13 protein-coding genes and 3 tRNA genes are annotated in these 13,099 nt (G+C 69.8%); 5 read left to right on the top strand and 11 right to left on the bottom strand.

Annotation, left to right across the window (positions count from 1 at the left end; all coding sequences use genetic code 11):
- Positions 1-60 precede the first annotated feature (60 nt).
- From M3667_RS05315 to tilS, 10 genes are all read right to left on the bottom strand, one after another.
- On the bottom strand, positions 61-675 hold the full coding sequence (locus M3667_RS05315; protein ID WP_251505956.1) for a PH domain-containing protein: 615 nt from the start codon (positions 673-675) through the stop codon (positions 61-63).
- Positions 629-1,114: a DUF3180 family protein gene (locus tag M3667_RS05310; RefSeq protein ID WP_251505939.1), complete on the bottom strand. Its 486-nt coding sequence runs from the start codon at positions 1,112-1,114 to the stop codon at positions 629-631. The genes M3667_RS05315 and M3667_RS05310 overlap by 47 nt, the downstream gene beginning before the upstream one ends.
- Positions 1,111-1,638 carry a 2-amino-4-hydroxy-6-hydroxymethyldihydropteridine diphosphokinase gene (folK, locus tag M3667_RS05305; protein ID WP_144830063.1) on the bottom strand — a complete coding sequence of 176 codons (528 nt, stop codon included), beginning with the start codon at positions 1,636-1,638 and terminating at the stop codon, positions 1,111-1,113. Before folK ends, M3667_RS05310 begins: the two co-directional genes overlap by 4 nt.
- Complete coding sequence (folB, locus tag M3667_RS05300; protein ID WP_251505935.1) at positions 1,635-2,003, bottom strand: dihydroneopterin aldolase; 369 nt, start codon at positions 2,001-2,003, stop codon at positions 1,635-1,637. The genes folK and folB overlap by 4 nt, the downstream gene beginning before the upstream one ends.
- On the bottom strand, positions 2,003-2,794 hold the full coding sequence (folP, locus tag M3667_RS05295; RefSeq protein WP_251505933.1) for a dihydropteroate synthase: 792 nt from the start codon (positions 2,792-2,794) through the stop codon (positions 2,003-2,005). Before folP ends, folB begins: the two co-directional genes overlap by 1 nt.
- Entirely contained in the window at positions 2,791-3,378 is a 588-nt protein-coding gene (gene folE / locus M3667_RS05290; protein ID WP_251505930.1) for a GTP cyclohydrolase I, read from the bottom strand. Before folE ends, folP begins: the two co-directional genes overlap by 4 nt.
- A 6-nt stretch (positions 3,379-3,384) precedes the next feature.
- The gene (gene ftsH / locus M3667_RS05285) at positions 3,385-5,388 is read right to left on the bottom strand and encodes an ATP-dependent zinc metalloprotease FtsH (RefSeq protein ID WP_251505926.1); all 2,004 of its coding nucleotides are present in this window, start codon (positions 5,386-5,388) and stop codon (positions 3,385-3,387) included.
- 150 nt (positions 5,389-5,538) lie between these two features.
- A complete protein-coding gene (gene hpt / locus M3667_RS05280; protein ID WP_251505922.1) occupies positions 5,539-6,090 on the bottom strand; it encodes a hypoxanthine phosphoribosyltransferase in 552 nt (183 codons plus the stop codon).
- 50 nt (positions 6,091-6,140) lie between these two features.
- Positions 6,141-6,848, bottom strand: coding sequence for a hypothetical protein (locus tag M3667_RS05275; RefSeq protein WP_251505919.1), 708 nt, complete (start codon positions 6,846-6,848; stop codon positions 6,141-6,143).
- A gap of 19 nt (positions 6,849-6,867) precedes the next feature.
- Complete coding sequence (tilS, locus tag M3667_RS05270) at positions 6,868-7,860, bottom strand: tRNA lysidine(34) synthetase TilS (protein WP_251505916.1); 993 nt, start codon at positions 7,858-7,860, stop codon at positions 6,868-6,870.
- A gap of 203 nt (positions 7,861-8,063) precedes the next feature.
- Between tilS and M3667_RS05265 the strand changes: the two genes are divergently transcribed.
- The gene (locus M3667_RS05265) at positions 8,064-8,597 is read left to right on the top strand and encodes an inorganic diphosphatase (RefSeq protein ID WP_144830087.1); all 534 of its coding nucleotides are present in this window, start codon (positions 8,064-8,066) and stop codon (positions 8,595-8,597) included.
- Between the two features lie 58 nt (positions 8,598-8,655).
- Here the strand turns inward: M3667_RS05265 and M3667_RS05260 are convergent, their stop codons facing one another.
- Positions 8,656-10,128, bottom strand: coding sequence for a M23 family metallopeptidase (locus tag M3667_RS05260; protein ID WP_251505913.1), 1,473 nt, complete (start codon positions 10,126-10,128; stop codon positions 8,656-8,658).
- A gap of 213 nt (positions 10,129-10,341) precedes the next feature.
- Between M3667_RS05260 and M3667_RS05255 the strand changes: the two genes are divergently transcribed.
- The 4 genes from M3667_RS05255 (at position 10,342) to M3667_RS05240 (ending at position 13,096) form a co-directional block, all read left to right on the top strand.
- Positions 10,342-10,414, top strand: a tRNA-Glu gene (locus M3667_RS05255).
- 30 nt (positions 10,415-10,444) lie between these two features.
- Positions 10,445-10,518 (top strand) — tRNA-Asp (locus M3667_RS05250).
- A gap of 64 nt (positions 10,519-10,582) precedes the next feature.
- Positions 10,583-10,655, top strand: a tRNA-Phe gene (locus M3667_RS05245).
- A gap of 434 nt (positions 10,656-11,089) precedes the next feature.
- The gene (locus tag M3667_RS05240; RefSeq protein WP_251506522.1) at positions 11,090-13,096 is read left to right on the top strand and encodes an MDR family MFS transporter; all 2,007 of its coding nucleotides are present in this window, start codon (positions 11,090-11,092) and stop codon (positions 13,094-13,096) included.
- The last annotated feature ends 3 nt before the right edge of the window (positions 13,097-13,099 follow it).

The following is a 13,099-nucleotide window of genomic DNA, read 5'->3' as shown; positions in this document are numbered from 1 at the left end:
CGCCCACGGGGCTCGGCGGCGTCAGGCCACTCGGGGGGCCGGCCGGAGGTGCCGGGTCGCTCACAGGCCGGTCCGACGGGTCTCGGCGACAGCGACGAGGGTGTCGCGCAGGTGCTCGGCCGCCTCCTGCGTCAACCCGGGGATCGTGACGCCCGTCGAGGCGGCGGCGGTCACGAGCTTGAGCTGCGCGATGCCGAAGCCGCGATCGAGCGGCCCGTGGGTGATGTCGACGAGCTGCATGCGGCCGTAGGGCACGGCCACGACGCGCTGCCACAGGATGCCGCGACGGAAGACCAGGTCGTCGTCGCGCAACTGGTACCCGACCGATCGCGCCTGCCGCGGCGTGATGATCAGCCCGATGGCGGTGACGAGCAGGATCACTCCCGCGGGGATCCACTGCCACATCACCCCGGTGAGCAGCTGCGCGACGAGCGCCGCGGCGGCCACCAGGACGAACACCGCACCCTGCGAGATGAGCTGCACCCGTACGTAGGCCCGCGCGAGCTGGTACCAGGTGCCGTCGCCGAGCGGCAGCCGTCGCTCCGAACGAGGCTCGAGGATGCGGTCGTAGGTGCGCTCGCTCAGCACGGCACCCTGCGTCACCGCCTCCGGCGAGGACGCGGGGGCGTCAGATCCCGACGGGGCCGGCGGGGAGGTCTCCGGGGGTGTCGTCATCGTCGTCCTTCCGGATGGTGCACAGCTGCTCGGCCACGAGTCCCGCGACGACCAGGACGACAGCGCACACGAGCGTCGCGATGATCGTCCCCATCGAGCCTACCGATGGCGTCACCGGACGGCTCAGCAGAAAGGCAAGCAGGCCGAGCGCGAACCCCGCCGCCGCAGCCCCCAGCAGCGACGACGCCTTGGCGAGCATCGCGATGCGCAGCGCCCGGAACGGGTCGATGCGCCGCTCGCTGCGACCGCGGCTCGCGCGGAAGACCGGCACCGCGAGCACCACGATGACCGCGCCCAGCAACGCGAGGATCGTGGGCAGGCTCACGGCCGGCGAGAACGTCGCGCGCCCCATGGCCGTCAGCGCGGTGTCGAGGACGAAGCCGCAGACGAGCCCGATGATGACGGCGATGATCAGGATGCCGGCTCCCGTACGCTTCATCGGTCGCTCCCCCGGAGTCCGGCGAGCAGGTCGGCGACGCGGCCGCGGCCCGGGATCTCGGCATCCGGATCGATCTGCACCCACGGCGCGAGGACGAACTCGCGCTCGTGCGCCCGGGGATGCGGTACGACCAGGTCGTCGCGGTCGATCATCTCGTCTCCGTACGCGATCAGGTCGAGATCGAGCGTGCGATCGCCCCACCGCTCGCGACGCACGCGACCGTGGCGCGCCTCGATGCGGTGCAGCGACGCCAGCAGCTCGGCGGGCGAGAGCCGCGTCTGCAGCACCGCGACCGCGTTGAGGTAGCGGGGGGCGTCCTCGTCCTCGCCGTCGAGGGTCACCGCGACCGTCTCGATGGGGTGCGACACCCGCACGTCCGAGGTGAGGGTCAAGCGCCGCAGCTCGTCGACGGCGGCGGCGAGTGTCTCGGCGCGCTCGCCGAGGTTGGCGCCGAGGGCGACCACCGCGGGCACGGGCGTCGAGCGCGGAGCCGCGTCGAGGCCGTGGGCCAGACGCACGTTCACGACCGCCCCCTCGTGATCGTCACCGACACGTCGCCGAACGGCACCGTGATGGGCGCTTTCGGTTTGTGGACCGTGATCGTGACGGTCTCGACGCGTCGGTCGGTCAGCACCTCGTCGGCGAGGCGCTGCGCGAGCGTCTCGATGAGGTCGACCGGCTCCCCCTCGACGACGGCGACAAGGCGTTCGGCGAGCTCGCCGTAGTGGACGGTGTCGACCACGTCGTCGGTCTCGGCCGCGCGACGCAGCGACAGGTCGAGCGCAGCGTCGACGACGAACTCCTGTCCGTCGCGTTTCTCGTCGGGATACACGCCGTGGAAGCCCACGGCCCGCACCCCCGTCAGTGTGATGCGGTCAGCGGCATCCATCAAGCCTCCCAAGCGCGGGCGACGGCGAGCGCGTCGCGGGTGGTCGGTACGTCGTGCACGCGCACGGCCCAGGCGCCGTCGCGCGCCGCCAGGACGCTGGTCGTGGCGGTGGCCAGATCTCGGCGGGCGAGATCGGCGTCGTCGCCGAGCGCGTCGCCGAGGAATCGCTTCCGACTCGTGCCGACGAGCACGCGGTACCCCGACGCGACGAGGTGCGGCAGCGCGCGCAGCGTCTGCCAGTTCTGCGCCCCGCGCTTGCCGAAGCCGATGCCCGGGTCGACGACGATGCGCGCCGGATCGATGCCGGCTGCGCGCGCCGCCTCGACCCGCTCGGCCAGTTCGGCGGCCACCTCTCGACCGACGTCGGCGTAGTCCGCCCGCGCGTACATCTCGGCCGACGGGCCGCGCCAGTGCCCCAGGGCGATCTCGGCGTCGGTTCCGGCGACGGCGGAGAGCATCTCGGGGTCGGCGAGGCCGCCCGAGACGTCGTTGATCAGCCGCGCACCCGCTCGCGCCGCGGCGGCGGCCGTCGAGGCGTTCATCGTGTCGATACTGACCCACGCGCCCTCGGCGGCCAGTGCCTCGACGACCGGGAGCACGCGCTGCTGCTCGACCCGCGGGGCCACGCGCGATGCCCCCGGGCGCGTCGACTCGCCGCCGATGTCGAGGAGATCGGCGCCCTGGCCGCGCAGGCTCCGCGCGTGGGCGATCGCGACGTCGGGGTCGATGTAGCGGCCCCCGTCGCTGAACGAGTCGGGGGTGACGTTGACGATCCCCATGATGAGGGTCACGCGCGCGCCCCGATCAGAGCGACCAGCTCGGATCGGGCGGCGGGCTCGACGTACACGCCGCGCGCGGCGATCGTCACGGTCGACGCGTCGAGCTGGCGCCCTCCCCGCATCGTCACGCACTCGTGCGTCGCATCGAGCACCACGAGTACGCCACGCGCGTCGAGGGCCGAGGCGATGGCATCCGCCACCTGCTCCCCCAGTCGCTCCTGCACCTGCGGACGGGCGGCGAGGATGTCGATGACCCGGGGCAGAGCCCCGAGACCCACGACCTCTTCGCCCGGCAGGTAGGCGACGTGCGCGCGGCCGCGGAACGGGAGCAGATGGTGCTCGCACATCGACCGGAACGCGATGTCGCGCAGCATCACCGCGCCCGAGGGCAGCGTGTCGGGCGCAGGTCCCTGCGACACCGAGATGGTGTGCCACAAGGGCTCCCCGGCATCCTGGTTCACGCCGGAGAAGAACTCCGCCCAGGAGTCGGCGACACGCGTCGGGGTCTGGCGGAGGCCGGGGCGGTCGGGGTCTTCCCCGATCGCCTCCAGCAACTCACGTACCAGAGCGGCGACGCGCTCTCGATCGACGGCCACGGCGCCTCAGGCGGTTGCCGGGCGCGTCTGTCCGCTCGGACGGTGCTGCGCCTGAGCCGTCGCCTGCGACTCCGCTTCGGCGGATGCCGCGATGCCGGCGGGAGCCTGGCGACGGGGGACCTCGACCGGAGGCTGGGTCGAGACCGGGCGATCGCCCGACGACAGCCACTGCGGGCGCGGCGTCAGACGCTTGACGTCCTTGAAGATCTCGGCGAGCTCGAGGTGGTCGAGGGTCTCCTTCTCGAGCAGTTCGAGAGCCAGACGGTCGAGAACCTCGCGGTTGGCGTTGATGACCTCGTAGGCCTCGTTGTGCGCCTGCTCGATGAGAGCGCGCACCTGCGCGTCGACGCGCTCGGCGATGCGCTCCGAGAAGTCCCGGCCGTGTCCCATGTCGCGGCCCATGAACACCTCGCCCGACGACGAGCCGAGCTTGACCGGGCCGACCTCGTTGGTCATGCCGTACTCGGTGACCATCTTGCGGGCGATGCTGGTGGCCTTCTCGATGTCGTTCGACGCGCCCGTGGTGGGGTCGTGGAACACGATCTCCTCGGCGACGCGGCCGCCCATCGCGTAGGTCAGCTGGTCTTGCAGCTCGTTGCGGGTGATGGAGTACTTGTCGTCGAGCGGCAGCACCATCGTGTAGCCCAGCGCCTTGCCGCGCGGGAGGATCGTGACCTTGGTGACGGGGTCGGTGTGGTTCATGGCCGCCGCAGCGAGGGCGTGGCCGCCCTCGTGATACGCGGTGATCAGCTTCTCTTTGTCCTTCATCACGCGCGTGCGGCGCTGGGGACCGGCGATGACGCGGTCGATGGCCTCGTCGAGGGCGCGGTTGTCGATGAGCTGCGCGTTCGAGCGCGCGGTGAGCAGCGCCGCCTCGTTCAACACGTTCGCGAGGTCGGCACCGGTGAAGCCGGGCGTCTTGCGTGCGACGACCTCGAGGTCGACCGAGTCCGACAGCGGCTTGCCGCGGCCGTGCACCTCGAGGATGCGCTGACGACCCTTGAGGTCGGGCGCGTCCACGCCGATCTGCCGGTCGAAGCGGCCCGGGCGCAGCAGCGCGGGGTCGAGGATGTCGGGGCGGTTGGTGGCCGCGATCACGATGACATTGACCTTGGGGTCGAAGCCGTCCATCTCGACGAGCATCTGGTTGAGCGTCTGCTCACGCTCGTCGTGACCGCCGCCCATGCCGGCGCCGCGGTGGCGGCCGACGGCGTCGATCTCGTCGATGAAGATGATGGCCGGGGAGCTCTCCTTGGCCTGGTTGAACAGGTCGCGCACGCGGCTGGCGCCGACGCCGACGAACATCTCGACGAAGTCCGAACCCGAGATCGAGTAGAACGGCACGCCCGCCTCGCCGGCGACGGCGCGCGCGAGCAGGGTCTTACCGGTTCCCGGAGGGCCGTACAGCAGCACGCCCTTGGGGATGCGGGCACCGACCTCTTCGAACTTCTTCGGGTCCTTGAGGAACTCCTTGATCTCGTCGAGCTCTTCGATCGCCTCGTCGGAGCCCGCGACGTCTTGGAAGGTGACGGTCGGCGTCTCCTTCGTCACGAGCTTCGCGCGCGACTTGCCGAACTGCATGACCTTGCTGCCGCCGCCCTGGGCGCTGGAGAGCAGCCACCAGAAGAGCAGACCGAGCAGCACGAGCGGGAGCATCAGCCCGAGGAAGCCGTCGAACCAGCTGGGCTTGGGCACGACGTCGTTGAAGCCGTCGGAGGGGTTCGCCGAGTCGATCGCGCTGGCGACCTCACTGGCGCGCGCCTGGCTGAAGTAGAACTGCACGTCGTTCGCGCCCTCGAAGGGCGTCGACAGCGTCAGATCGACACGCTGGTCGGGATCGTTCGTGACCGCCTGGGTCACGGTGCCGCCCTTGAGGAGCTCCAGACCCTCCTTGGTCGACACCTGACGGGCGCCGCTGAGGTTGGAGATGAGCGAGAAACCGATGACCAGAAGCAGACCGACCAGCAGAACGTAGACGATCGGATTACGCGTGATCTTCTTGAAATTCATGGTGGGCGAGCCCAGCCCTTTCGTGTGCTCCGCAGAAAAGCGGTCGCATCAGGCTAACGCGCGAGGACTATGCCGGGCCTGTGCGTTCGTCGTGGGCGTACCCCGGATGCCGGATGCCGGTGTCCAGCCGGCCCCTTCGGGCGTTCGGCCTCAGGAGTAGACGTGCGGTGCGAGCACCGCGACGTCGCGCAGGTTGCGGTAGCGCTCGGCGTAGTCGAGGCCGTAGCCGATGACGAAGTCGTTGGGGATGTCGAAGCCCACGTAGCGGCAGTCGACCTCGACCTTCATGGCCTCGGGCTTGCGCAGAAGAGCGAGCACCTCGACCGACTCGGCTCCGCGCGACGCGAAATTCTCGAGCAGCCAGCTGAGGGTGAGTCCGGAGTCGATGATGTCCTCGACGATCAGCACGTGCTTGCCGGTGATGTCGGTGTCGAGGTCTTTGCGGATCTGCACGACACCACTCGAGCGGGTCGAGGCGCCGTACGACGAGACGGCCATCCAGTCCATCGACACGTGCATCGGCAGGTGACGGGCGAAGTCGGCCATGACCATGACCGCGCCCTTCAGCACGCCCACGAGGACGACGTCGCGCCCCTCGTAGTCGGCGGCCACCTGCGTCGCCAGTTCGGCGAGCTTTCCGTGGATCTGCTCCTCGGTGAGGAGGACTTCGCTGATGTCGTCGGAGATGTCGGCCGCGCGCATTGGGAAAGTCTACGTCGGCGGATTCGCCATCGCCGCCCGGGCGACCCCCCTCACACCTTCGGGGCGGGGATGTAGAAGGCGGTGACGCTCGCCGAGAGGCGGTGCTCGGTGAGTTCCGGCCCGATCCGCGCGCGGAAGCCGTCGTCGACGGGCCCGACCTCGACGAGGAAGTCGTCGCGGACCTCCGCGGTCACACCCGTGGTGCCGCAGGTGACGGAGGGTCGCGGCTCGATCGTGGTGATCACGACGAGGCACACGTTCGTCGTCCCGGCCTGATGGCCGATGTACAGGAGGGTGTTCTCCACGTTCGCGATGAAGCGGACCGAATCGGGCTCGAGTCCCGCGCTCGGGTCCTGCCCGCTGATCGTCGAGAAGATCACGTCTTCCGATGCCTGGGCCCACTCCAGTTCCGGGATGCCCCCGTCGCCCGGCCGGGCAGTGAAGAGACCACCCGCGGCAGCACCGGCGACGAAGATCGCGACCGCGCCGACGATGAGGGCGACGAGCGACCGTCGGCGCCGCGGCTTCACGGCCGAGCTCTCCGGCGCCTCCTTTTCCCGTGCGGCGAGTGGCTCCGCGGGCGGAGGGGACGGCACCTCGTCGGGGACGGGCTCCGGTTCGCCCGCGGACTCGCGCTGCTCCAGCTCCTGCAGGCGATGGATGGTCGCGGGAAGGACCGGTTCGGGCGACGGCGGGCCGTACACCCGTTCACGGAGTTCCGCCAGCTCCGCCGATTCGCGGGAGGACAGCACGCTCACAATCCGACCGTCACCGGGGTCATGCCCGCGCGACCAGTTCGATGCGGGCGCCGACCCGGCGGGCCAGGCACCCGGGCAGGTCGATCGGCCCCTGACCGCGCCAGTCGGTCGCGAGCCGGGCGACCTCGAGGGTCTGGGTGCGCGAGAGAGAGACCCCGAATTCGCTGTCGGCCACGTAGCGGATGATCCGGTTGCGCAGCGCGGCGGGGTTCGCGGCGAGGGCCGCCACCGAGATCGAGATCCCCGCCTCGGCGTGCTCGACGATGTCTTCGATCGTCTCGTCGATCATCTCCTGGAACGCGACGGCGTCTTCGCGCAGCTGCTCGGCGGTGCGCGCGAGCGCTTCGGCCGCCCCGGGGCCGAGCTCGGCTTCGAGCACCGGGAGCACGCGCTCCCGCACCCGCACGCGCGAGAACGTCGGATCGGCGTTGTGCGGGTCGGTCCACGGCTCGAGACCCTCGGCGGCGCACGCCGCGACGGTCGTGCGGCGACGCACCCCCAGCAGCGGGCGCACCCAGGTGGGTCCGGTCTCGTCGCGGCGCCGGGGAGCCATTCCCGCCAGGCTCGCCGTGCCCGATCCGCGGGCGAGTCCGAGCAGCACCGTCTCGGCCTGATCGTCGAGCGTGTGGCCGAGCAGCACGGCATCCGCGCCGATCTCCTCCGCGGCCCGGGCGAGCCCGGCGTAGCGCGCGGCTCGCGCGTCGGCCTCGGGGCCCTCCCCCGCCACGACCTCGACGCGGACGACCCGGGCGTCGAGCCCGAAGGATCGGGCGGCGTCGGCGGCGCGCCGGGCCACGGCATCCGACCCCTCCTGCAGACCGTGGTCGATCACCACCGCTTCGGCCCGGACGCCGCGGCGCGCAGCTTCGAAGGCGGTCGCCCGCGCCAGGGCGAGCGAGTCGGGCCCACCCGACAGAGCGACGACGACGGTGCCCTCGATCTCGTCGAGCGCCGCGCGCACGGCACGGCGCACCTCGGCGACGGACGGGTCGAGGCCGGGGCGGTGATCCATGTCTCCACGCTATCGCCGGGCCGCGGCGCCGCCGCCTGCGCCGCCCATGACATGACGCAGGAGTTCCCGGCGGTGACGCCCCGACACCGCGTCTGGTCAGCCCTCGTCGACCGCGAACTCCTGCGGTCTGGTTCCGCGTGGGCGTCGCGCGCCCGCCCGACTAGGCTGGGCCGCGGAAATCCACAGATCTAAGGAGCACGAGTATGGGCGCTTTCGACGCCGTCATCGAGATCCCCCGCGGAAGCCGCGTGAAGTACGAAGTCGACCACGGCACCGGCCGCGTCTACCTCGACCGCATCCTCTACACGGTGTTCGGCTACCCGGCCAACTACGGCTTCTTCGAGAACACCCTCGGCGAAGACGGCGACCCGCTCGACGTGCTGGTGCTGCTCGACCGCGATCTGCACCCCGGCATCCTCGCCAAGGTGCGCCCGGTCGGCGTGCTGAAGATGAGCGACGAGGCCGGCGGCGACGACAAGGTCGTGGCCGTGCTCGCCAAGGACCCGCGTTGGGACCACATCCAGGACGTCGATGACATCGACGAGTGGACCAAGAAGGAGATCTCGCACTTCTTCGAGCACTACAAGGACCTCGAGCCCAATAAGTGGGTCAAGGTCGACGAGTGGGCGGATGCCGCCGAGGCCGAGCGTCTCGTGGCCGAGGCCTTCACGCGCTTCGACGAGCACGACGCTCAGACCAAGACGCAGGGTTCGGGCGAGGCTCCGAACACCCTCTGATCTTCTGCAGACGAGAAAACCCCCGGTCCTGCGACCGGGGGTTTTCTCGTGGGCTCGGTCAGACCGAGACGCCCCGATCGCGCAGCCAGGGCGCGGGATCGGTGGTCCCACCCCACGGGGGGTAGACCTCGAAGTGAAGGTGGCAGCCGAAGGAGTTGCCGGTCTGTCCGGTCGCGGCGATCTGCTCGCCCGCTCCGACGCGCTGACCGTACGAGACGTAGATGCCGCCGTCGACGATGTGTCCGTATCCGGTGCCCGAGCCGTCGTCGTGCTGGATGCGGATGTAGTTGCCGAAGCCGCCGTAGCGGCCGGCGTAGGTGACGCGACCGGCTGCGGCCGCGTAGATGGGCGACCAGCAGCTGGCGCCGAAATCGAGACCGAGGTGCCAGGTGCTCGCGCAATAGCTGGCGGTGCACTGGCCGGTGCGCGGGCCGTAGCCCGACGTCGTGTACGCGGAAGACGGGCGAGCCCAGCCCGATCCGACGACGCTTCCGCCGCCACCGCCACCGCCACCGCCACCGCCGCCGCCGCTGCTTCCGCCGCCACCGCCACCGCTGCTGCTTCCGCCCCCGCCGCCACCGCCGCTGTTGTTCGCAGCGTTCTGGCGGTCGCGCTCTTCCTGCTCGCGACGTTCGCGGTCGCGGCGCTCGGCCTCTTCGCGGGCCTGACGCTCGCGCTCCTCGCGGGCCTTGCGTTCTGCTTCGACGCCGGCCTGGTAGTCGGCGATCGTCTTGGCCGTGGTGTCCTGCAGGGCCGCGAGCTGCGCTTCGAGCGTCACCTGGTTGGCCTGCTGCGCGGCCAGGGCGTCTTGCGCGGCCTGAGCGGCCTGCTGCGCAGCGACCATCTTGTCTTCGGCGATCTTCTGTAGACGGTCACGCTCGGCGCGGGCGTCGTTGGCCTGGTTGCTCAACTGCTGCGCGTTGTCGCGGGCCGTCACGGCCGCGGCGTACACCGACCGGTTGCGCTCGAGGAGCTTGTCCATCGTGCCGAGCTTGGCGAGCAGGTCGTCGGCCGTGGCCGCCGAGCCCGAGAAGAACAGGTCGAGCGAGGTGTCGTCTCCGCCCGAGCGGTACAGCTGCGCGGCGACCTTGCCGGCCTTCGTCGCGGCATCCGTCGCCTTCGCGGCTTCGGCGTCGGCCTGGGTCTGGATCAGCTGCGCGCGGTAGTCGGCGTCGAGGTAGGCCTGTTGCGCGGTGAAGTACTCGTCGGAGCGCGCCTGCACCTCGGCCTGGGTGCGCGCGACCTCGGACTGGAGCTGCGCGATGAGGCCCTGGATTCGGGCGATCTCACCCGCCTTCGCGGATTCGTTCGCCTTGGCCGCCTGCACGTCGTCCCACGAGGGGTAGTCGGCGGCGACGGCGGGAGAACTGAATCCGGATGCCGCGGCACCGAACGCACCGACGGCGACGGCCCCCATCACGCCGAACTTCAGCGCGCCACGGCGGTCGAACGTCGGCCACAACCGTCGCTTTTCGGCCGGCGTGGGCGCGCAGCCGCAGTCGTCTGTCTCGTCGAGGTGCTCGAGCGTCACGGGAATACCTCATCTCACCGGTCGCAACTCGGCCAACAGTAGCAACACGAGTCACACGTACAACAGGGTGAGTTCCCGCTGCCGCCGCCCATCCTGGGCCCTCGACACGCGCGGGAGCCGCACGCCACGCCCCGAATTGGCAATCTCCGAAGATGTGAAGTAGGCTCGGTCGTCGGCAAGCGAGGATGAAATCACAAGGTTTCAGGCTCATCCGGCCCCATCGTTTAGCGGCCTAGGACGCCGCCCTTTCACGGCGGTAGCACGGGTTCGAATCCCGTTGGGGTCACTTTCCGGTGAAGTACAATTTAAAACGCATGGCCCTGTAGCGCAGTTGGTTAGCGTGCCGCCCTGTCACGGCGGAGGTCGCGGGTTCAAGTCCCGTCAGGGTCGCTCCACAGCGACGGGCCTTCTTTCGAGGAGGCCTTTCGTTTAGGAAGCGGCAGACATGTCGCTCGGCTCTGTAGCTCAGTTGGTAGAGCGCACGACTGAAAATCGTGAGGTCACGGGATCGACGCCCGTCGGAGCCACACGGACCGTCGTTACAACGGTCCCAGAAACCCTCGCCTAGCTTCTACATGGCGGGGGTTTTGTCTTTTCCCCTGCGAGGATCCCTCCCCGCGCCCCGCTGCGTGGAGAACAGGACGCGCGTCGAGAACAGGCCGTTCTCCGCGATATCGCCCTGTTCCCATGGCATCCCCCTGTTCTCGTGACCGGTGGAGGCGCCATCCCCCGCGCCGAACACGGGCGCGAACACCCGCATAGGGTCCCCACAGCCGCGGGTGGTTACGGACGCCTCCGGACAGCGCTACTATTTGTTGACTTTTAGCAAACACCTGGCGCCCGACTGAGCTACCCCGAGCCGTCCGCCAGGCCTTCTCTCGAAGAGGCCCCGATGTCAGACATCACGCAAACCAGACGCGCCCGTGCGGCCTCCCCCACCACCGGGGCGACCGACACGGTCATGACGCACCGCATGATCATGTTCGTGATCTTCGGCCTCATGGCCGGCATGTTCCTCTCCGCCCTCGACCAGACGGTCGTGGGCACGTCGATCCGCACGATCGGCGACGACCTGCAGGGCCTGAGCCTTCAGGCCTGGGTCACGACGGCCTACCTGATCGTGTCGACCATCTCGACGCCGATCTACGGCAAGCTCTCCGACATCTTCGGTCGGCGCCCGCTGTTCCTCATCGCCATCCTCATCTTCATCATCGGATCGGTGCTCGCGAGCTTCTCGACCTCGATGGTCGAGCTCGCCGCGTTCCGCGCCATCCAGGGCCTCGGCGCCGGTGGCCTGATGTCGATGCCGCTCGCCATCATGGGCGACATCCTCGCCCCGCGCGAACGTGCGAAGTACCAGGGCTACTTCCTGGCCGTCTTCGGCATCTCGAGCGTCATCGGCCCGCTCGTCGGCGGTCTGTTCGCCGGCGCCAGCCAGATCCTGTTCATCACCGGATGGCGCTGGGTCTTCCTCATCAACGTGCCGATCGGCATCGTCGCGCTCGCGATCGTCTGGCGCTTCCTGCACATCCCGAAGCAGCCGCGGCACTCCGTGCGCATCGACTGGTGGGGCGCCACGACCGTGATCGTCGCGCTCGTCCCGCTGCTGCTCGTGGCCGAGCAGGGCCGTGATTGGGGCTGGGGCTCGCCGATCGCGATCGCCTGCTACGTCATCGGCGCCCTCGGCATCCTGGCCTTCGTCATCGCCGAGACCGCGATGAAGGACGACGCGCTCATCCCGCTGAAGCTCTTCCGGTCGCCGACCTTCTCGATGGCCACCATCATCGGTGTGCTCGTCGGCTTCGGCATGTTCGGCGCGATGCTGACCCTGCCGCTGTACCTGCAGCTCGTGCTCGGCTCCTCGCCGACGCAGAGCGGTTTCGAGATGCTGCCGATGATCCTCGGCCTCATGATCGCCTCGATCGCGAGCGGCCAGATCATCGCGCGCACCGGCCGGTACCGCATGTTCCCGATCCTGGGCACGGCGCTGATGTCGCTCGGCTTCTTCCTGCTGACGTTCCTCAAGTACGACAGCCCCTACTGGCACGTCGCCGTCGCGATGCTCGTGATCGGCCTGGGTCTGGGTCAGCTGATGCAGACGCTGACCATCGCCAGCCAGAACTCGGTGGGCCTGCGCGACATGGGCGTGGCCACCAGCGGCTCGACGTTCTTCCGCCAGATCGGTGGAACGCTGGGCACCGCGGTGCTGCTGTCGCTGCTGTTCACGCTGATGCCCTCGAACATCATCGGATCGTTCTCCGACCGCGGCACCCTGACCGACGCGCTCGACGCGGCGTTCGACCCCACCGTGTCGTCGGCGCCGGCGAACGAGAAGATCATGTCGTCGATCTACACCCCCATCGTCGCGCAGACCACCCAGGCCGTGACGCAGCAGGCACAGCAGGGTGTGCAGCAGGCGACGGATGCCGCGACCCAGGCCGTCGCCGCGCAGGTCGCCGCCGGCCAGATCCCCGCGGCCGCTCAGGCGCAGGCGACGCAGGCCGCCGTGTCCCAGGCCGTTCAGGCCGCCGCCACGCAGATCCAGCAGCAGGTGCCCGTCGCGCGGGTCGCCGCTGACGGCACGGTCAGCCTCGACTTCTCGAACGGGACGGATCGCGCCGCCTTCGTCGACACGGTGGCGACCACCCTCGAAGACCGCTTCACCGCGGGTGACGAGAACACCTCGATCGGCGGGTCGACCCTCGACGACACCTCGTTCCTGGTGGGCGCGGATGCGCGGCTGACGAAGCCGTTCCTCGTCGGGTTCAACAACTCCGCCACCACGGTCTACTGGACCGCGATGGGCGTAGTGCTGCTGGCCTTCGTCCTGTCGCTGTTCTTCCGCACGCCGCCGCTGCGGGCGAAGTCGGCGCTGCAGGAGGCCGCCGATGAGCGCCGAGGCAAGAAGGAAGAGGACGAGCGCGCCGAAGAGGCCGCCGCACAGTCCGGTGCGTTGATCGCACCGTAGTCC

Source organism: Microbacterium sp. P26 (genome assembly GCF_023712585.1).
Taxonomy (GTDB): Bacteria; Actinomycetota; Actinomycetes; order Actinomycetales; family Microbacteriaceae; genus Microbacterium; species Microbacterium algihabitans_A.
This window is presented reverse-complemented; position numbering and strand designations above follow the sequence as displayed.